The 19492-nt window shown below is 62.4% G+C and carries 24 protein-coding genes; 11 read left to right on the forward strand and 13 right to left on the reverse strand.

The genetic code is table 11. The features are described 5' to 3' along the window. Positions 1 to 6 precede the first annotated feature (6 nt). The 7 genes from FJ954_RS13340 (at position 7) to FJ954_RS13370 (ending at position 4912) form a co-directional block, all read left to right on the forward strand. Positions 7 to 1719, forward strand: a complete 1713-nt coding sequence (locus tag FJ954_RS13340) for an HAD-IIB family hydrolase (protein WP_140661608.1) — start codon at positions 7 to 9, stop codon at positions 1717 to 1719. A gap of 20 nt (positions 1720 to 1739) precedes the next feature. Continuing rightward, complete coding sequence (locus FJ954_RS13345) at positions 1740 to 1925, forward strand: hypothetical protein (RefSeq protein ID WP_140617515.1); 186 nt, start codon at positions 1740 to 1742, stop codon at positions 1923 to 1925. A 111-nt stretch (positions 1926 to 2036) separates the two neighbouring features. Beyond that, positions 2037 to 2354: a hypothetical protein gene (locus FJ954_RS13350; protein WP_015319105.1), complete on the forward strand. Its 318-nt coding sequence runs from the start codon at positions 2037 to 2039 to the stop codon at positions 2352 to 2354. 26 nt (positions 2355 to 2380) lie between these two features. Next, a complete protein-coding gene (locus FJ954_RS13355) occupies positions 2381 to 2824 on the forward strand; it encodes a PPC domain-containing DNA-binding protein (protein ID WP_140661609.1) in 444 nt (147 codons plus the stop codon). Positions 2825 to 2890: 66 nt separating this feature from the next. Then, positions 2891 to 3892, forward strand: coding sequence for an ATP-dependent DNA ligase (locus tag FJ954_RS13360; protein WP_140661610.1), 1002 nt, complete (start codon positions 2891 to 2893; stop codon positions 3890 to 3892). Between the two features lie 157 nt (positions 3893 to 4049). After that, on the forward strand, positions 4050 to 4568 hold the full coding sequence (locus FJ954_RS13365; RefSeq protein ID WP_015319108.1) for a ferritin-like domain-containing protein: 519 nt from the start codon (positions 4050 to 4052) through the stop codon (positions 4566 to 4568). A gap of 68 nt (positions 4569 to 4636) precedes the next feature. Further along, on the forward strand, positions 4637 to 4912 hold the full coding sequence (locus FJ954_RS13370) for a hypothetical protein (protein WP_015319109.1): 276 nt from the start codon (positions 4637 to 4639) through the stop codon (positions 4910 to 4912). Between the two features lie 22 nt (positions 4913 to 4934). Here FJ954_RS13370 and FJ954_RS13375 read toward each other — a convergent pair whose 3' ends face one another. The 8 genes from FJ954_RS13375 to FJ954_RS13410 form a co-directional block, all read right to left on the reverse strand. Further along, positions 4935 to 5099, reverse strand: a complete 165-nt coding sequence (locus tag FJ954_RS13375; RefSeq protein ID WP_015319110.1) for a hypothetical protein — start codon at positions 5097 to 5099, stop codon at positions 4935 to 4937. Between the two features lie 108 nt (positions 5100 to 5207). Then, positions 5208 to 5411, reverse strand: coding sequence for a hypothetical protein (locus FJ954_RS13380; RefSeq protein ID WP_140661611.1), 204 nt, complete (start codon positions 5409 to 5411; stop codon positions 5208 to 5210). 119 nt (positions 5412 to 5530) lie between these two features. Then, entirely contained in the window at positions 5531 to 7810 is a 2280-nt protein-coding gene (locus FJ954_RS13385) for a xanthine dehydrogenase family protein molybdopterin-binding subunit (RefSeq protein ID WP_140661612.1), read from the reverse strand. Between the two features lie 2 nt (positions 7811 to 7812). After that, positions 7813 to 8835 carry a xanthine dehydrogenase family protein subunit M gene (locus FJ954_RS13390; RefSeq protein ID WP_140661613.1) on the reverse strand — a complete coding sequence of 341 codons (1023 nt, stop codon included), beginning with the start codon at positions 8833 to 8835 and terminating at the stop codon, positions 7813 to 7815. Between the two features lies 1 nt (position 8836). After that, the gene (locus FJ954_RS13395; RefSeq protein WP_246681065.1) at positions 8837 to 9406 is read right to left on the reverse strand and encodes a (2Fe-2S)-binding protein; all 570 of its coding nucleotides are present in this window, start codon (positions 9404 to 9406) and stop codon (positions 8837 to 8839) included. Between the two features lie 329 nt (positions 9407 to 9735). Continuing rightward, on the reverse strand, positions 9736 to 10104 hold the full coding sequence (locus FJ954_RS13400) for a DUF427 domain-containing protein (protein WP_246681066.1): 369 nt from the start codon (positions 10102 to 10104) through the stop codon (positions 9736 to 9738). 255 nt (positions 10105 to 10359) lie between these two features. Beyond that, the gene (locus FJ954_RS13405; RefSeq protein ID WP_015319116.1) at positions 10360 to 10542 is read right to left on the reverse strand and encodes a hypothetical protein; all 183 of its coding nucleotides are present in this window, start codon (positions 10540 to 10542) and stop codon (positions 10360 to 10362) included. Next, positions 10539 to 10898: a DUF768 domain-containing protein gene (locus tag FJ954_RS13410; protein ID WP_140661615.1), complete on the reverse strand. Its 360-nt coding sequence runs from the start codon at positions 10896 to 10898 to the stop codon at positions 10539 to 10541. Before FJ954_RS13410 ends, FJ954_RS13405 begins: the two co-directional genes overlap by 4 nt. A 149-nt stretch (positions 10899 to 11047) precedes the next feature. Between FJ954_RS13410 and FJ954_RS13415 the strand changes: the two genes are divergently transcribed. The 4 genes from FJ954_RS13415 (at position 11048) to FJ954_RS31560 (ending at position 15473) form a co-directional block, all read left to right on the forward strand. Beyond that, entirely contained in the window at positions 11048 to 12118 is a 1071-nt protein-coding gene (locus tag FJ954_RS13415; protein WP_140617522.1) for a YihY/virulence factor BrkB family protein, read from the forward strand. Between the two features lie 424 nt (positions 12119 to 12542). Beyond that, a complete protein-coding gene (locus FJ954_RS13420) occupies positions 12543 to 13595 on the forward strand; it encodes an HlyD family secretion protein (RefSeq protein ID WP_140661616.1) in 1053 nt (350 codons plus the stop codon). An 8-nt stretch (positions 13596 to 13603) separates the two neighbouring features. Then, positions 13604 to 15217, forward strand: coding sequence for a DHA2 family efflux MFS transporter permease subunit (locus FJ954_RS13425; protein WP_140661617.1), 1614 nt, complete (start codon positions 13604 to 13606; stop codon positions 15215 to 15217). Positions 15218 to 15308: 91 nt separating this feature from the next. After that, entirely contained in the window at positions 15309 to 15473 is a 165-nt protein-coding gene (locus tag FJ954_RS31560; protein ID WP_015319121.1) for a hypothetical protein, read from the forward strand. 57 nt (positions 15474 to 15530) lie between these two features. On the opposite strand, the gene FJ954_RS13430 is transcribed toward FJ954_RS31560, so the two are convergent. The 5 genes from FJ954_RS13430 to FJ954_RS13450 all read right to left on the reverse strand — a co-directional run bounded on the left by FJ954_RS13430 (position 15531) and on the right by FJ954_RS13450 (position 19383). Further along, the gene (locus tag FJ954_RS13430; RefSeq protein ID WP_023771244.1) at positions 15531 to 15962 is read right to left on the reverse strand and encodes a hypothetical protein; all 432 of its coding nucleotides are present in this window, start codon (positions 15960 to 15962) and stop codon (positions 15531 to 15533) included. 213 nt (positions 15963 to 16175) lie between these two features. Then, entirely contained in the window at positions 16176 to 16925 is a 750-nt protein-coding gene (locus FJ954_RS13435; RefSeq protein WP_140617525.1) for a metallophosphoesterase, read from the reverse strand. Continuing rightward, complete coding sequence (locus tag FJ954_RS13440) at positions 16918 to 17727, reverse strand: hypothetical protein (RefSeq protein ID WP_015319124.1); 810 nt, start codon at positions 17725 to 17727, stop codon at positions 16918 to 16920. Before FJ954_RS13440 ends, FJ954_RS13435 begins: the two co-directional genes overlap by 8 nt. Positions 17728 to 18015: 288 nt before the next feature. Next, positions 18016 to 18618 (reverse strand): general stress protein, encoded by a 603-nt coding sequence (locus tag FJ954_RS13445; protein WP_015319125.1) that lies wholly within the window; start codon positions 18616 to 18618, stop codon positions 18016 to 18018. Between the two features lie 21 nt (positions 18619 to 18639). After that, a complete protein-coding gene (locus FJ954_RS13450) occupies positions 18640 to 19383 on the reverse strand; it encodes a DUF4142 domain-containing protein (protein WP_015319126.1) in 744 nt (247 codons plus the stop codon). Between the last annotated feature and the right edge of the window lie 109 nt (positions 19384 to 19492).

The raw sequence follows: 19492 nt of genomic DNA on the forward strand, positions 1-19492 counted from the left end.
AGCGCAATGTATTTCATTGCCTTGGCGACCGACTATGACGGGACGCTCGCACATGACGGGACGGTCTCCAACAAGACGCTCGCGGCACTGGAGCGGTTCAAGAAAAGTGGCCGCAAACTGCTTCTGGTCACTGGCCGCGAGTTGCCCGACCTCAAGCGCGTGTTTCCCGATGTCGGCCTGTTCGACAAGGTCGTCGCCGAAAACGGCGCCTTGATCTACACACCGGCTAGCGAGGAAGAGCGGGCGATCTCACCATCGCCGGAGCCCGAATTCGTCGCCAGGCTAAAAAAGCAGGGGGTGAAGCCACTTTCCGTGGGGCGGTCGATCGTCGCCACCTGGGAACCGCATCAGGCGACCGTGCTCGAGGTCATCAAGAAGATGGGGCTCGAACTCGAAATCATCTTCAACAAGGGCGCGGTGATGATCCTGCCGAGCGGCGTCAACAAGGCCACCGGTCTGGCGGCCGCGCTCGAGGACCTTCACCTGTCGCCGCACAATGTTGTGGGTATCGGCGACGCCGAGAACGATCACGCCTTCCTGAAGGCCTGCGGCTGCAGCGTTGCGGTCGACAATGCCATTCCCGCGGTCAAAAGCACCGCGGACCTGGTCACGCGCGGCGCACGCGGCAAAGGCGTCGAGGAACTGATCGCCAAGCTGATAAAAAGCGACCACGGGATCGTGCCGAAGCGTCATGGCGGGATTGTTCTGGGATCGTCCGGTGGCGATGACATCTATCTGTCGCCGACCGAAAGCGTGCTCATCGCCGGCAGTTCGGGCATCGGCAAATCCACTTTGGCCACCGCACTGACGGAACGCTTCGTCGACAGCCAATTTCAATTTTGCGTCTTCGATCCAGAGGGTGACTATGACGGCCTCGAGGGCGCCGTTCGGCTGGGGGATGCATCGAGCGCGCCGACAAAGGCGCAGGTGCTCGACCTGATCGCCAAGGCCGACAGCAATGTCGTCGTCAACGGGCTGGCGCTGCGTGTCAACGAACGGCCAGACTTCTTTGCCGACCTGCTGCCTGGCCTTGGCAGTTTCCGTCGCCGCACCGCAAGGCCGCATTGGCTGGTCATCGACGAAGCGCACCATCTTCTTCCGAAGCGGCGCGACGACACCCGCGCCGTGCTCTCCCTGGAACTGCCGGGCACGATCCTGATCACCGTCCATCCCGAGGCGATTTCGACCGACGCCCTGCGCCTGATGACGGCCGTCATCGCCCTTGGCCCGAAGGCGAAGGACGTGGTGAAGACCTTCTGCCATGAGACCGGCATCGAGCCGCCGAAGGACATTCCCACGCCCAAGGGCGATCGGGTTCTGTTCTGGCGGCCGGGGGCGCGCAAAAAACTCACAACGGTCAAGGTCATAGAACCTCGCCAGTCGCTCAAGCGCCACAGCCGCAAATATGCCGAGGGTCAACTCGATGAGACAGGCAGCTTCTATTTCCGCGGTCCCGACGACGCGATGAACCTCAGGGCCCATAATCTGATGATCTTTGCTCAGATGGCCGAAGGCATAGACGACAAGACCTGGGAGTTCCATTTGCGCGCGGGCGACTATTCGAAATGGTTCCGCCACCAGATCAGGGACAAGGACCTCGCCCGCGAAACCGCCGAGGCGGAAAAGGACAGCAAGCTTTCGGCTGACGAGAGCCGCAAACGGGTGCTCGATGCCGTTCGGCGGCGCTACACGGCACCCGCGACGGCGCCAGAGGCGTAACAGCCCGACAGGAGGCGGTCATGAGCGACGACCGGCATGGCAAAGACGACAAAGACGGACGCGGCGAAAATGGACCTGTCTTCTCCGCGCGCCAGGCTTCGCAAGGCGAGATCATCCTGCGAACCCGCACGCGCCGGATCATCTTCGTGGCAGGACTGGTCGGCATCCTGATCCTGGCGGCGGTGGTCAGGTTCGCGATCGGTTGAACCTGCCTTGTTGCAACAGCCCCGCGACAGGGTGTGTCGGGCAAGGCTGACCGCGATTGGAACCCGGGCGCCGACTTGGCGTTCAACCTCCATCGAGAAGGAGAAACGATCATGCCCCGAGGCGATAAATCCAAATACACCGACAAGCAGGAACGCAAGGCCGACCATATTGCCGAAGGCTACGAGAAGCGTGGCGTCTCCGACAAGGAAGCCGAGCGGCGCGCATGGGCGACGGTCAACAAGGACGATGGTGGCGGCAAGAAGGAAGGCGGCTCCGGGCGTGGCAAGCACACAGGTCACCCAGCGGCGCACAAGGGCGGCAAAAGCGGCGGAAAGGCGTCCGCTTCCCGATCGGCCGCCAGCCGGTCCGAATCGGCAAAGAAGGCGGCGGCGACCCGCAAGAGGAACGCCGAACACCACGCCCACTGACCGACCGCGAGGATTGGAACGCCGGCATGAAATCGCGACTCGTCAACGAGGCCAATGGCCAACGGATATTTGTCGTGGTGCTCGACCCGGGCGAGGAAGCGTTCGCGGCACTGACCAGCTTCGCGGTCGAGCAGAAGATCGGCAGCGCCTCCCTGACGGCGATCGGCGCGTTCCAACGGGCCACCGTCGGTTGGTTCGACCTGGAGGCGAAGAGCTATCGAAAAATCCCGATCGACGAACAATGCGAGGTCCTGAGCGCGATCGGTGATGTCGCGACGGGCGATGATGGCAAGCCAAGCCTTCATGTCCACGCGGTGCTTGGCTTGAGCGACGGCACGACCAAAGGCGGCCATCTGCTCGAAGGCACCGTTCGGCCGACATTGGAAATCACCGTGGTGGAAGCGCCGGGTCACCTGCGCCGCCGCAAGCGAGCCGAATTCGGCGTGGCTTTGATCGATCTCGGTGCCTGAAGCTGCCGCGGGTGCCGGTTGGCGGGCTTCGCCGCTGGCGCGTGCCCCAGAAAGCGACGTAAGGCAATGACGGACAGCTTTGCCCTACCCCTGAACACGCCCCCCATGGAGGCCAAGGCAGCCGACGCTCTGCCGGATGGGGAGGGCTTTTGGCAATACGAGCCCAAATGGGACGGGTTTCGCTGCCTCGCCTTCAAAGGCGACACGGATGTCGACTTGCGCGCCAAATCCGGCAAACCGCTCGGTCGTTACTTCCCGGAGCTCGTCGCCATGCTGCGGCAAGTCAAGGCCCGCAATTTCGTGGTCGATGGCGAGATCGTCATCGAGCTCGAAGGCCAGCTTTCTTTCGATGCGCTGCAGATGCGGCTTCACCCAGCCGAAAGCCGCATCCGCAAGCTGAGCGCGCAAACGCCTGCCCGGCTGATCCTGTTCGACATGCCGGTCGCGCCGGGCGGCACGATCCTGCTCGGCGAGCCGTTGTCGCAACGACGCCGGGCGGTCGAGGGCTTCGTTCAGGACTACGCCGAGCCTGGCTTGCGGCTCTCGCCCAGCACGACCGATCCGGCGGCCGCCAGACGCTGGCTTGAGGAAGCCGGCCATGGTTCCACCGACGGCGTGGTCGCCAAATTGCTGGCCGACCCCTACCGTCCAGGGGAACGCGCGATGGTCAAGGTCAAACGGTTGCGTACGGCCGACTGCGTGGTTGGAGGATTCCGCTATCTGACCGGCAGCAAGGAGGTCGGCTCGCTCCTGCTCGGCCTTTACGATGATAGGGGCAAGCTCGACCATGTCGGCTTTACCTCGACCATCGGCAGGGATGACCGGGCTGGCGTCACCCGAAAGCTGGAAAAGCTGCGTGGCGGACCCGGCTTCACCGGCAAGGCGCCGGGCGGGCCTAGCCGCTGGAGCACGCAGCGCAGCGGCGAATGGGAGCCCCTGCGGCCGGAACTGGTGGTCGAGGTCCGCTTCGACCATGTCACCGGCGACAGGTTCCGGCATGGCACCAAACTGTTGCGCTGGCGGCCGGACAAGGCGCCGCGTCAATGCACCATACAACAGATCCAGTGATGGAGTTCGTGCCGCGGACGCGCTTGCGAAGCCCGGTCGCGATGAGAGCCGACGCAACGGTCGCCTCTTTGCGAGATGGCTGGAACAACCGTCCTCACGGCAAGTTGTGCTCCAGCTACACCGCTGGTGGGCTTCACGACAATTGGAGATGACAATCATGGCGACTGCGAAGAAAGCGGCAACGAAAGGGCTTGAAGCCCTGTTCCTCGACGGGCTGAAGGACATCTACTACGCCGAGAAGAAAATCCTGAAGGCGCTGCCGAAAATGGCAAAAGGCGCCGAATCCGAAGATGTTTCGGCAGCATTCGAGAAACACCTGCAGGAAACCGAGGGCCAGGTCGACCGCCTCGAACAGATCTTCGAACTCCTCGACAAGCCTGCCAGGGGCAAGACCTGTCCGGCCATCGACGGCATCATCGAGGAGGGTTCGGAAATCCTCCAGGAATACAAGGGCGACCCCGCGCTGGATGCTGGGCTGGTCGGGGCTGCGCAGGCCGTCGAACACTACGAGATCGCGCGCTACGGGACGCTGATCGCTTGGGCCGAACAGCTCGGCAAGAGCGACGTGGTCAAACTCCTCAACGAGACCCTCGAGGAGGAGACGGCGACCGACGAGGCACTTTCCAGCCTTGGCGAGGGCGGCGTCAACGAGCGTGCCCTGGAACAGGCCGCCTAGCTGGCGAGCTGTTGCCCCGGGCGCTTCAGGCGATCCGGGGCAAACTCCCCGGATTTCGGAGAACGACAATGGACCCCCGCAAAAGAGAGCAACCCGCAGTTCAGACGGAAGACCCGACGGAGACTGAAGGTCCCACGGTAGAGCAGCAGGACTGGGACGCGCTAGCAGGCGCGAAAATCCTTCCGGATGACGTCGAGGTGGAAGACGAGGCCGACGGCGAATTGCCCGAGGAAGATGACGACAACGCCTACCAGGAAAGCGACGAGGCATTGCCCGACGATGTCGAGGAAGCGGTGCTGTCACGCGATCCTTCAAGGGAAGGCGGCCGCTTCGACGAGGAGTGACCAAACTACGGGCGGATTCCGCTCAGCCGACCGCGTGCATTGGGGGCTCTTCGTTCTCGTCAGGATTGGGTAACGGCGCCTCATCGGGCAATCCTTCCGGCTCCGGTTCGCCGATCGGCTTGGGCTTCCAATTGGGAGCCGGCATGGGTACGTCGCGGTTGGGGTCGGGTTCTCTCGGATCGGGCATCAAATCTGTCTCTCTTTCGGCGAACTGTGCGGGTCGGCTCTGCCCAGCACGGTCACATGCAGAGCCCGTCCCGAGCGCTCGGGACGGGCACGGAGCCACACAGGTTTGCTAGCGATTCTTGTGGCTTTGCTCGCCAGCTCTCACATGCTGTTCATGGGTTCCGCCACGCGTCGTGCCGGCGCTGTCGCCGCCTTGTTGGCGATGGTTGTCACCGGCCGCCTGCTGCTGACGGCGGTTCTTATCGTCCATGTTCTTGTGGCTCTGCTGGCCTGCTTTCACATGTTGCTCATGGCTACCACCTTGATTGGGCATCTTCTTCTCCTTTGAGTTATGCGAGGCGATCAACCGCCTCAAGAGCCAAAGACGCTGGCGGCCCGGACGTTCCCTCACGTAATATTTCGTGAATCGGACCGTCCATGGGGTAGGCCAGATCAGACGATAAGCTGCTCGATCCTGATCGGAAGATCGCGGATGCGTTTGCCAGTCGCATGGTAGACCGCGCTGGCAACGGCGGCCGCCGTGCCGACATTGCCCAGTTCTCCGAGGCCTTTGACGCCTGCCGGATTGACCTCGTGGTCAATCTCCGGAACCAGAATCACCTGGAGATCCTTGATGTCGGCATTGACCGGCACGAGGTAGTCCTGCAGATCTCGATTGACGTAGCGGGCATAGCGGCTGTCGACCTCGGTCGCCTCATGCAGCGCCTGGCCGATGCCCCAGATCATTCCGCCCATCAGCTGGCTGCGCGCCGTGCGCGTGTTCATGATGCGGCCGGCGGCAAAGGCCCCGACAATGCGCGGCACGCGGATTTCCCTGGTAAGGCGATTGATGCGAACTTCGACGAATTCCGCGCCGAATGCATATTTCACCGAATCCTCGTCCTGCTCGCCGCCGTGAAACTCCGGCTGGCCGGCATAGAGCTTCTTGAGCGCTTCGGGGCTCGCCCCCTTGGGCGCATACTCGGCATACTCCTCGATCGCCCCCACCCGCATGGTTTTCAAGACGTCCTCGACCTTTGCCGAAGCGCCGCCCTTGGCAATGATTTTGCCATCGAGGATATCCAGTTCCTCATTGTGGGCGCCGACAAGCGCACCACCTTCGCCGGTCGCCGCGGCAAACAGCTTCGTCCTGATCGCGTCGCAGGCCTTGAGCACCGCCGAACAGACGCTTGCCGTGGAGATAGACCCTCCCGACACGGGCGCCGGGGGCAAGGTGCTGTCGCCCATCTCGACGCTCACCCTGTCCATGGCGACACCGAGGCGCTCTGCTGCCATTTGGCCGGCGACCGTGCGCACGCCGGTGCCGATTTCATGCGAGCCGCTCTGGACGCGCACATCGCCGTCGACGGTCAGCCATACGCGCGCAGCGCAGGGAGCCGACGAGGTCGGATAGACTGCCGTCGCGCAACCCATGCCGATCAACCAGTCGCCGTCGTGCATCGACCCGACCTTGGCGTCCCGATTCGTCCAGCCGAATGCGTCCGCCGCCTGATCGTAGCATTGCATCAGCGAGCGGCTCGAGAACGGCTTTCTCCCGATCGGCTCGGCTTTTGGCTCGTTCACTCTTCGGAACTCCACCGGGTCCATGGCCAGGGCCACCGCCATCTCGTCCATGGCGTTCTCCAGCGCATAGACGTAAGGCGTCTCGGGAGGCGAACGCATGTAGCCGGGCGTGTTGCGGTCCGCCTGGACCAGCGACACGTGCGTAAGCACCGCGCCGTAATCATACATGCGGCCGGTCGCCGACGTTCCCCCGACCACGTAGGGATCGGGGCGCGATGTCACCTCCCAGCCCTCATGCGCGAAAGCGGTTATGCGGCCGTCCTTGTCTGCGCCCATGCGGATCCGGTGCCTGGTCTCGGCGCGATAGGTCTGTGTACCAAACGCCTGCATGCGGCTGACCACGCAACGCACCGGCCGGCCGAGACGCCTTGCCGCGACCGCGACGATCGCCGTGCGGGCCGTCATCGGTCCCTTCGAGCCGAATGCGCCGCCGATATATGGGCTGACAATGCGCACCTTCGCCGGATCGATCTTCAACTGCCTGGCAAGTTCGGCCTTCCAGCCGGTGACGTTCTGGGACGGCTCATGAATGGTGAGTTGATCGCCCTGCCACATTGCCGTCGTCGAAAACAGTTCGATCGGATTGTGGTGCTGCGTCGGTGTCGAATAGCGTGCATCGATCCTGACCGGAGCAGCGGCATAGGCAGCATCGAAATCGCCGACCTTGACGTCTTCCTTGAACATCGGGCTTTTGCCCGCGGCGGCAATGGTCGTTGCTCCAGGGCTGTCGAAGCCCGCACTCGGTTTCTCCTCGGCGTAGTCGGCGCGGATCAGCAGCGCAGCCTCCTCCGCCGCCTCGAAGGTCTCGGCGACCACCAAGGCAATGATCTGCCCATCGTGAAAGACTTTCCGGTCATGCAGCGGCGCGATCGAGGCGGCGGCGGTATTGCCGAATTTCGGCTTGTCCACCGCGTCCATGTCGCCATAGGTCACGATGTCGAGCACGCCCGGCACCGCTCGGGCATTGTCCAGGTGAAGTGCCGTCACCGTGCCCCTGGCGATACTGCTGGTGGCCAGCGCGCCATAGGCGACATTGGCCGCCGCGAGGTCCGCCGGATAACTCGCCTGGCCGGTCACCTTTAGCCGCCCGTCGATGCGCGGCAGCGGGACACCCATGTTCTCCTTGGGCTGCGGAGCGGCTGCGTTCATGATCACACCTTCATGTCACGGGTTTCGAGGAGCGCCCGCACCAGCGTCCGTTTGCCAAGCTCGATCTTGAACGCATTGTGGCCGCGCGGCCTGGCATCGGCGAAAGCCGTCTCCGCGGCCGCCCGCGCCATTGCCTCGTCCAGCATCTTGCCGTGCAGGACCGCTTCCGCTTCCCTCGCCCGCCACGGCACCGTGGCGACGCCGCCAAGGGCTATGCGTGCCTCGCGGACGCTGTTGCCGTCGAGGTCGAGAGCGACCGCCGCGGAAGCCAGGGCGAAGGCATAGGATTCGCGGTCACGGATCTTAAGGTAGCGGGAACGGCGGGTCCAAGGACCCGCGGGCACCTCGATGGCGGTGATGATCTCGTCAGCGGCGAGGCCGGTCTCGACATGCGGCGTATCGCCGGGCAGGCGATGCAGGTTGGCGAACCGGATTTCGCGCGCGCCGCCAGAACCCTCGACATGGAGGTTGGCGTCAAGGGCAATCAGTGCCTGGGCGAAATCACCATGATAGGTGGCGATGCAGGCATCACTGACGCCCAGCACCGCGTGTTGCCTATTGAAACCGTCCATTGCCGCGCAGCCCGAACCCGGCTGGCGCTTGTTGCAGGCCCATGAGGTCTCCCTGAAATACTCGCACCGCGTCCGTTGCAGCACGTTGCCGGCAAGGCTGGCCATGTTGCGGAGTTGGCCGCTGGCTGCCAGCCTGAGGCTGTCGGCAATGACCGGATAGTGGAGCTTGACGTCGTTATCGTCAGCCGCCTCGCCCATCCGCACCAGCGCGCCGAAACGAACCCCTTCGGTGGTGACGCGGATTTGCCGAAGCGCCGGCTCGGAGAGACGATTGAGATCGAGCAGGCGGTTCGGCCGGGCAACGTCGAGCTTCATGTAGTCGGCCAGATTGGTGCCGCCAGCGATGAATTGCATGTCTGACTGGGTCGGCGGCCGATCCGGCGCGGCAAAGTTCGAAGCGAGGGCGATAGCCGCCGGGATGTTGGCCGGTTGCTCGAGAACGAAAGGACGCATGTCAGGCTCTCCCGGTTTCGTCGCGGGCCTGCACGATCGCGGCCACGATGTTGGGGTATGCGGCGCACCGGCAGATGTTGCCGCTCATATATTCCCGGATATCGGCTTCGGAACCGGCGTGGCCTTCGTTGACGCAGCCGATGGCCGACAGAATCTGGCCCGGCGTGCAATAGCCGCACTGGAAGGCGTCATGGTCGATAAAGGCCTGCTGCATCGGATGCAGGGCGCCGTCGCGCGAGGCGAGCCCCTCCACGGTCGTCACGTCCTTGCCCTGCATCATCACCGCGAAGCTCAGGCAGGAGAGGACCCGTTTTCCGTCGACGAGCACGGTGCATGCACCGCATTGCCCATGGTCGCAGCCTTTTTTCGTCCCGGTCAGCCCAACGTGGTCACGCAAGGCGTCGAGCAGGCTGGTCCTGGTGTCGAGCGAGAGCTCGTAAGCCTGCCTGTTGATACGAAGCGAGGTGACGACCGGCTCCCGCAGATTGGAACGGGAAGCGGCCACTTCCTCCGCCTCGGCCTTGGGAGGCAGGAGCGGTGCGACCGCAGCGGCCGAAACCGTGCCCGTCATGAAAAGTCTCCGGCTGAGGCTAATTGGCTTTGGGACGAGGGTTTCGGACATGGCTCGCTCCTGGGCTGGCTTTCGCCGCTAACCTTTCACTCCGGGCATTGTTCCGAATGCAGTGCGACAAAACCCTGCCTGATCGCGAAAGAGTGATTTTGCTCCGGCATGGCGGTGAGGCGCGGCTAAACCCGATCGAAGCGGCCGCAACGAGGCTTCTTGGTGGAGGGGTGGATCGATGAGGGGAAGGCTCGGACTCGCACCGGTGCCGCTGACCCTGGCGGCGGCCACTTGCCGGCATGCCGGCAAGCAAGAAGAACGACGGTCGAGGCGGCATCCTACTCCATGACATGTGGAGTGTGCCGCTTATCCTCCTTCGGATCGACGTCAATACGTGCCTTTTTCGGATCGAAGGCGCCATGACGCGCGATGGCCAGGGCCGCGGTATCCGGCGTCTCATACGCCCACATGAAGTCATCGGCCGAGCCGCCGACAGCATGAACACGCCAATAGCTCGCTGTTCCCTTCAACGGGCACTCGCTGGTGGTGTTGGTCTTCTCGAACAGGTCGAAATAGATATCCTCGAAGGGGATATAGAAGACCGGCTCATGGCCCTCCTCCCGAAGAATTTTCGCACGGTCGCTTGCAGCGACTATCGCGTCGGAGAACCGGACCGTCACCGTGCCGAGGAATGGTTCTATGCTCATGCCGCCGATAGGGCGCCTGGAAATCGCTTCTGAACCTTGCATCTGAATTCTCCTTGGCCAGCGTCTTGATGGTTGGATGACATTTGTCTTCCACGCGTGAAGTCGAAATGCGCGGCAGTGGATTGAGGTTCCGGTCCCTCCGGAAATCCTGGCGTCCGCAGTCATCAGCCTAGCCGCGCCAGGGGAATGACCGGAGCCTCATCCGTCAGGCCAGCCACGCAAGCGGCAGCGGCGTATAGCAATAGGAAATCACGTTCATTTGGTCGCCGGGGCAGTTGGCTGATCGCCACCGGTCGTCGACTTCGGTCTGGCGTCCTGGTCGACTGGTGGGTTCTTGGTGACGGTGTCGGTGTTGGCCTTCGTCGGCTCGGTGTTGTTGTCACATGCGGTGAGCGCAAGACCCGTTGCCAGGATCAGAAAGGATAGGAACCTCGTCATCGCCATCTCCTCGGGTTGACACTCGACAAACGAGGTTCCGCGATTTTGGTTGCCGCCGTGGCCACCCCTTCCAAGGGGGAGCCGTTCCCTTCATCGATCGTTTCCGCGATGTATTCAGTGAGATCGCCCACCTCATCCTGGATGTCCTGCGCCGCGATCCCCTCATCTTGCGCATCCGCCACGCACTGATTTGCGAGTTCCTCCGCGGCATCGATGCCGGACATAGGGATAGGCTCGTCAACGACGTGTTCTTCGATCCAATCCGAAATGAAGTGGGCTGTTCGATTGACGATCAGGTCGGCGTCCTCGGACAACTCCGCTTCGCCCCTGAGCTTATCCCTGGTTGTCGTTCTCATCGGACACACCCGTTCACTTGACCAATTTCAAACGCCGATCGGCCGCAAAAGATGCAGGGAAGGAGGAAAATCGTGATCGGCCGCGCATCGGGAACGGGTGTCTTCATCCCGCGTTGTCAGCCACGCTTTGGACATCAGCGAACCCGGTAATGGCTTTGAAACCACAACGAGGCTCTCCGCCGAACGACAAGCAGCCCTCGCTGATCGATGAGGAAGCAGCCGGCCGCGCGGCCTCGACAACGAAGGACAGCAACGCCGCGGCAGGGCGGGAGCCAGGAAGCCGTGGGCGCGACGCCACGTGGCCATCTCAAATCACTGGGCTGGGGTGGAAGGACATCTTCTGGCGACTTTGGGAAGAGTTCAACAAGGACCGGGTTCTGCTGGTGGCTGCCGGCGCAACCTTCTATCTCCTGCTCGCCTTGTTTCCCGCCCTGGCAGCCTTCATCTCGATCTATGGCTTCGTCGCGGACCCGGTCACGGTCGCCGACCATGTCGCTTACCTCCAGGGATTGCTACCGCAGGGCGGGCTCGATCTTATCCGCGATCAGTTGCAGGCCTTGGCCCGCCAGAAAGCAGGCGCTCTCGGCACAGGCTTTTTCATAGGCCTGACAATCGCCCTCTGGAGCGCCAACAGCGGCATGAAGGCGCTCTTCGACGCGATGAACATCGCCTACGAAGAGCGTGAGAAACGTTCGTTCATTACCCTCAATCTGATGTCGATCCTGTTCACGGTCGGAGCCCTGCTCATCGGCATCGTGCTGCTGCTTACGGTGGGTGTTGTCCCGGCGCTGTTGCGCTTTTTCTACCTTGATGCCTGGACAGAAACCGTGGTTGCGGTATCTCGATGGCCCATCCTGGTAGTGTCGATCCTAACCGGCATTTCCTTGCTCTACCGCTTCGGGCCGAGCCGGGAACATGCGAAATGGCGATGGTTGAGCTGGGGAGCGCTTGCGGCAACCGCGGCATGGATTATCGCGTCGTGGCTGTTCTCGTTCTACCTCCAGCATTTTGCCAACTATAACGCGACATACGGCTCGCTCGGTGCCGTGGTCGGCCTGATGATGTGGACATGGATTTCAGTCATCATCCTGATCGCCGGCGCCGCCATCAACGCGGAAATGGAACATCAGACAGCCTGTGACTCGACCACAGGCCCGGCGGTTCCCATGGGTGAGCGCGGCGCGGTCGTCGCCGACACATTGGGCAAGACTGCGGACTGATGAAACTTTCAGGTAGATGTCCCATCGTCACCTGCACGAGCGACAAGGTTCGAGCCACTCTCACCAAGTGCGGCTATCGTCTATAAAACGGGAATGCTGGTACTCAGCGCCCCAGGTTGATGGGAGGGCGGTCCTATTGCCCAATCGGGCAGGCCAAAGAGGATGAGCAGCCACACACCGACTGGCTGAAGGGCGTCGCTGCCCATGGCGCTGGCGGGAAGTCAAAACAGGAACCTTTGCCAAGGCTTTGCCGTTGAAACCGCGTTCGCCATCGCGGACATCACCCTTCAGTCTGCTGAAAGCCAGTTCCGTGGATACGAAGCCTCAGAAAAGCGAGCCGGACCCATCCGACGACAGGGCCGGGCAAAGCAAGCGTCTCGCCAGCCAGCCAAGTTCGCGGCACGACAAATCGGACGATCGGCAAATGGACGACAGGCCGCAGAAATCGAACCTGCTGGGCTTTCCCAGGCGCCATCCCTATTGGACAGCGGCAATTGTCCTCCTGCTTCTGCTTGTTGCGATGGGTGTAGCGATCTGGTGGCTGAATACGCGTCAGTATGAATCCACCGATGATGCCTTCATCGATGCCCGCACGGTAACGGTGAGCGCCGAGATTGCCGGGCGTATCACCGATGTGGCCGTCACCGACAACCAACCGGTGCGCAAGGGTGACGTTCTCTTGCGCATCGACGACAGCGACTACCGGGCATCGCTCAGCCAAGCGGATGCCGGCGTAGCCGCCGCTCAGGCCGACATCACCAATGTGGCGGCCCAGATCGAGGCGCAAAATGCCAAGATCGACGCCGCCCAGAAGCAGGTGGCGCTGGCCCAGGCAGCGCTCGACTTCGCCAAGGCCGAAGACCAGCGCAATCGCGAATTGCTGACGAAGGGCACGGTGACGCAGCAGCAGGCGCAGCAGGCTGCATCGACCCTTCGACAGGACCAGGCAACCCTGGACAGCGCCGAGGCGGACGTGGCCGCGGCGAAGAGCCAGGTGACAGTGCTGCAGGCACAGACCAAAAGCGGCGAAGCCAAGCTTCACCAGGCACAGGCCAGCCGGGATCAAGCCCGCACGGCATTGACCCGTACCATTATTACAGCCCCTGTCGCCGGCCGCGCGACAAGCATTTCGGCCGCCATCGGCACCTACACCCAGCCGGGTCAGGTGCTCATGATGTTCGTTCCCAACGAAGTCTGGGTAAAGGCGAACTTCAAGGAAACCCAACTCGACAGGATGCGAACCGGACAGCCGGTCGACATCGATATCGACGCCTATCCGGACAAGACCTTTCATGGCCATGTCGACAGCCTGCAGGCCGGCAGCGGCACCGCCTTCAGCCTGCTGCCCGCCGAAAATGCCACCGGCAATTTCGTCAAGGTGGTGCAGCGTGTGCCGGTCAAGATCGTCTTCGACAACCCGCCCGATGTGCTGCTCGGCCCGGGCCTGTCGGTGGTGCCGACGGTCAAGGTGCGATGAGCCGCGACATGGCCAGCGACCAAGGCGAAAGCCGGTCCGCGGCCGGTGAGCGCAATCCCTGGCTCATCGCCATCATTGTCTCCATTGCCACCTTCATGCTGGTGCTCGACACCTCGATCGCCAATGTGGCGCTGCGCAACATCGCCGGCAGCCTGGCTGCCGGCATGGATGAAAGTACCTGGGTCATCACCACCTATCTGGTCGCCAACTCCGTGATCATTCCAATCAGCGGGTGGCTGGCCAGCGTGATCGGCCGCAAGCGCTACTACATGCTTTGCGTCGCGACGTTTACGCTGGCATCGCTGCTGTGCGGGCTGGCGCCCAATCTCGAGATGCTCATCGTCTTCAGGATCCTGCAGGGCCTCGGCGGCGGCGGCATGGCGCCAAGCGAGCAATCCATCCTGGCCGACACCTTTCCGCCTGAAAAGCGCTCGCAGGCATTTGCCCTCTACGGCATCGCCGTCATCGTCGCGCCGACCGTCGGGCCGACCATCGGCGGCTGGCTGACCGACAATTTTTCGTGGCACTGGATCTTCTTCATCAACGTGCCGTTCGGCATCATGTCGCTGGCGTTGGTGCAGTGGCTGCTGGTCGAACCGGAGGTACTCGAACGCGAACGCCAGCAGCGGCTGAAAGGAGGTCTCAGGATCGACTGGGTCGGATTCATCCTGGTGGCGACCGCGCTCGGCTGCCTCGAAATCTTTCTCGACGAGGGCCAGCGCAACGACTGGTTCGCGTCGAGCTTCATCACGACTTTCGCCATTATCTCGGCGATCTCCTTCGCCCTGCTGATCCCATGGGAATTCCGCCACCGCGATCCGATCGTCGACATGCGCCTGCTGTTCACCCGCCAGTTCGGTACATCCTTCCTAGTGATGATGGCGGTCGGTGCGGTGCTGTTCAGCACCACGCAGCTGATGCCCCAGCTGCAGCAGACCGCCTTCGACTACACGGCGACGCTATCGGGCCTGTCGATGATGCCGGGCGGCGTCGCCATGCTGATGCTCATGCCGATTTCGGGATTTGCCGCCGGCATCGTCCAGCCAAAATACCTGATCATGGCGGGCATGGCGGTGGTGGCGATCGGCCTGTGGCATATGACTTCGCTTACGCCCGACGCCAGCTTCAGCTTCTTTGCCTTTGCCCGCATCTTCCTGATGATCGGATTGCCGTTCCTGTTTATCCCGATTTCGACTGCGGCATATGTCGGTCTGGCGCCGCAAAAGACCAACCAGGCCTCGGCCTTGATCAATGTTGCCCGCAATATCGGCGGCAGCATCGGCGTGTCGCTCTCCAACACTGTGATCGCCCAGAACGCACAACTCCATCAGGCGAACCTTGTCGGCCACACCGCGCAATCGTCGCCCGCCTACCAGCAGGTGGTACGGCAGGCGACCGAGCACTTCGTCGCCGAGGGTTCCTCGATGCTCCAGGCCAAGCAGCAGGCCATTGGCTGGATCGGGCAGTTGATCGCCCGCCAGGCTTCACTGCTCGCCTATATCGACGTCTTTCGTTACTGCGCGGTGGCAACGGCGCTGCTGGTTCCTCTCGCCCTTCTGCTGCGGTCTTCGCAAGGAAACCCGACCGGCAATAGCCGGGAGGCGTCTGGACCTCCTGGATGACAGGAACCGATCGCCGGCCGGTCCGCACCGCGAACCGCTCCAAGCGGAACGGATCGTCTTCTTGCCGGTTGTGAAGGAAAGGAGATTTCCCATGTCAGACGGTATCATGTGGCTAATCGTCGTCGCCGGCGGGCCAGCGTTGCTGGTCATACTGATTGCCTATGTCCTGGTAACCCGCCGTAACCGTGGTCCGGTTGAACGCAGGGAAAGCGACCGCGCTACCGACCAGCTCTATCGCGAGGACGATCGGCGATAGCTTGCGCATTGGCGGTGTAGGAGGTCGTCGCTGACATGCAACGACCTCCCCTTGGTCTCACCGCATCAAGCACCGCCTCAGGAACGCAAAGAGCCTGTTCCCGCTGATCGTTGCACGGACCCGAGCTGCGGCCCATCGGGCTTTCATGGTGGCACCGACGTGGCAATCACAGACAATGTCGTGGAGTTGCCAGTCGCTCAATTCGAAGAAGCGCTTTGCCTCGCCGTATGTGTCGTCCCCCAGCCCCGATGCACGCAAGATCGGGTCTTCGAAGGCAACCGCGAGTGCCGATCCTTCCCCACGTGCGATGGCCCGTGCTTCAGGACGCAAATGTTCCGTGCCGGTTAGCGCACCGAGGCATCGTTCGGGATTTTGCTCGAGAAGTTCAGCCCAACGCGCGATGCGTTCATTACGTGTCATTACCGAAAACGGCGCCAGCGGCTCAATCCTGGCGACGGTTTGGAGCTGGTCGAGTGTCTGATGTTTCATGGTCGGCTCCTGTCTGAGAGGGAGAAGTACCCACGCCTTCTGAAGAAATTATCGCCCGGCAGGGCTTCGACAAGACGGAGGTTTGACGAATTCGCCGCTGGCGACGAACTCCAAAAATAATGTCGCGGGCAAACAACCGTGATCAGCTCGCACTATCGCGCCGCCACTTCCTGGCAGAGCGTTCCAACTGAATGCTCGCACGATGCCGTGGCGTCAGAGTTCCAGCAGGGCATAGGGGCGGCCGTTCGGTTTGGCCACGTGCATGGCGACGTTGTAAACCTTGGCGCCGCCGGGCGTTTGGCCTTCATAGGAGCCGCGATGCGCGTGACCGTGCACAACGGCGCTGACCTTGAACCGATCGATCGTCTCGGCAAGGCGTGAAGAGCCAAGAAACGGAAATATCTCCAGCGGTTCTCCCTCGACGGTCTCAGCGATCGGCGCGTAGTGGAGGACCACGAGCGTCCGCTTCGCCCGTACCTGGCGCATCGCGTTTTCGAGGCGCATTGCCTCGTTGACACTTTCCGAGACCATCGCCTTGATCGCGGGTTCGCCGAAGGAGCCGAGCATGCGCGATCCGAAGCCACCGACGAACCCTTTCACGCCGACGAAGCCGACCTCCTCGATTTCGACCGCATGGCCATCGAGAAGGTGAACATGCGCCTGGCGTAGGATGTTTGCGACGTCGTCCACCGCGCCGGATTCGTAGTCGTGGTTGCCGAGCACCGCCACCACGGGGATCGAGCAGTTGCGCAGGTCCTCGGCGAGCATCTCCGCCTCACGAGGCTTGCCGAGATTGGTGAGATCTCCCGTCAGGACGAGAATCTCGGCTTCCCTCGATATCTCGCCGAAGAGATCGCGATACGAGGTTCGGGGATCTTCCCTGACATGCAAATCCCCCATGGCAGCAACTCTGAGCGTCCCTGCGTTATCCTTCGGCGCGACGTTCTCCAGGCGGTCAGGCATCACGAAAATCTCCCACGCCGCCGACGCCGGCGAAGCCCCATTCCTTGACATCGATCTCGTAGTCGGTTTGCGACAGCAGCCGCCCGCGGCAGATCTTCATCCTGGGGGACGGCAATTGCCGTTGCTTGGCGAGGCGGTCGAGGAGTTCATCGAGGAGCCATGCCGGGATGTGATCGCGCTCGCTTGGGTAAATCCATCTGAAGTTGATGAGCTGCATCAGCAGGACCTCCCAATGAACCTCCAGATAGGAAAGCAGCCGGTGCCAATCTATCTGGTCGTGTGCCTTGAGGATCGTGTGGGCGATATCGGCGCCATCGTGCCGGCCCCTGTCTTGGATGAAGCATTTGGACCAGATGAGTTCGGTCGGGCCGATGATCCGTACGCGGCTGCCCAGCAACTCGGTCTGTCTGGCGTGCTCCAGCCATCGATCGCCAACAGGCATCATGCCGTTGGCCGATCCGAAGATGACGTCGAAGAAATGCCTGCCCTTGAACACCTTGCCAAGCCACCGGTCGTCCACGATTTCGACGGCATATCCAAGCTCCTTGAAATGGGCGAGGATCCGCGCGTAGTCACCGGCCTTGCAGAAGATATCGAGATCCTTGGTCTGGCGAGTGACGCCGGTATAGGCGCTTACCGCATAGGTTCCAGCGACCAGAAAGGGAATGTCCGTGGCGGTGAGCTCGCGGACGGCTTCCATGTAGAACACCTCCGCCCCGGCGTGCTTAAGCGTCGGCGCCGCCTTTGCATTGATCAACGGGAGCGAAACCAGGACGTCTTCGCGTGATCGATCGGTGGTCATCAATGATGGCTCCTAGCCGCCAACCGACAAGTCGGCCGCTGGGACAACAACGTCGACCCCTCCATGGTTCCGCCTTGCGGGCGGGGTCCGTTTCGTCATGGAGCGATCTGTTCTGAGCGGCGGTGATTCCGCTGGGAACATGGCTTCAAACGCGATCGAACCCAGCCCGATGCCCTCGAGATGGATTCGATGGTGCTTAAACGCCGCAAAGCGCCCCAGCATAGCGCGGCAAGATCGATTTCCGCGAACCTCGTCGCTGCGTGCCAGTCAAAGGAACGTGAGCCGCTTTCAGGGTCGATTGATTGCGCGTCCGCCGTCGCGATCGATCTCGCCCGGCACGTATTCGCCTGCATTGGCATCGAAGCCGGTCCAGCCGTCGGCCTCGTACGATCTGCGGCGTTCGGCCAGGTCCACCGATCGGGATTGCCCCAAAATCTGCTCGGCATTCGGCACGAGTTCGTCCTCCACCTTGGCCGTCACCAAGGTACCGCCGCGGCGTACACCTTCCGCATAGACGTGCGCATCGCGCTCGGGCACGCCCGATTCCGTCAGAGCGCCAATGATGCCGCCGGCCGCTCCACCGGCCACGGCACCGGCAACCGCACCGGCGGCGGTGGCGGCGAGCCATCCGGCCGCGACCACCGGGCCAACACCCGGGATGGCCATGACGCCAAGTCCCGTGAGCAACCCCCCGGCGCCGCCGATCACGGCTCCGATTCCGGCACCGCTGCCAGCGTCTTCAGCGGCCTCGGAACGATTTGCGTCGTACCAGTCATCCGAGTTGTTGGCGACGATGCTGATGTTGGAATGCGGGACTCCCGTCGCCTCAAGCTCGCCGACCGCATCGGCCGCGTCGTCATAATTGTCGAACAGTCCAGTTACGGTTTTCATGTGATTTCTCCTGATCCACGCTCACTTGCTTGCGGCAACCACGTTGCCCTGGTAGTCGACGCCAACGTTGAGGTTTTCGCCTCCCTTGGCCGCCTGGCCGCGCCAGATGCCCTGATCGTCCTTGGTCAGCTTCGACACGTTCGAATATCCGGCGTTCTCGATACGGCTCTTGGCCTGGGCTTCGGTGAAGCTGTTTGCACCAGGAACGAGGGCGGCGGCGTTGGGAGTATTGTCGGTCTTCACCGCCGGCGTTGTCGCTCCCGTAACGGAATCTTGCCCGGCGGCGATCTTTTCGATCGCCTGCTGGTGCATCTTCAGTGTGCCGACCGTTTGCTGGGCAAAAGTCTTGAGCGCGGCGTTGTCACCCCCGCTGGCATAATCCTCGAACAGCTTGACGGCTTCGTCATGCGCCTTGCGCTGCGCGTCGACATAGGCCGGATCAATCGGCCCCTGCGCGTTCTTGAGCTTATCCAGATCGCCCTGATGCTGAGCGTCGAGCGCTGAGGGCACCTTCAGTTTTTGTTCGCCGGCGACCGCTTGCAGCTTGGTGTTGGCGGCGCCGTGGTCCCGGATCATCATCTGGGCAAAATCCTTGATGCGCTGGTCCTGGGCCTTGCCCAAGGCAATCTGACTCGAGTCCACTTCGAACTTGCCGCCGACGGCAGCCTTGTCGACAAAATCCTGGGCGCTGTCGGCCGCGAAGGCAGGCATTGCGAGAACCGTGGAAGCAACCGCGAGGGATGCGAGAAGGTGTCGTGTTTTCATCGGCTTTGTCCTTGTCGGTGAGCGAATTTGGCTGCGTCCTAACAAGCCAAGATGCGCTTTGTTCCGCTCTCCAGGCCCCATGCCGCTAGACCCGGCAGCGCCAGAAAAC

The organism is Mesorhizobium sp. B2-3-15, from assembly GCF_006442875.1.
Taxonomy (GTDB): domain Bacteria; phylum Pseudomonadota; class Alphaproteobacteria; order Rhizobiales; family Rhizobiaceae; genus Mesorhizobium; species Mesorhizobium australicum.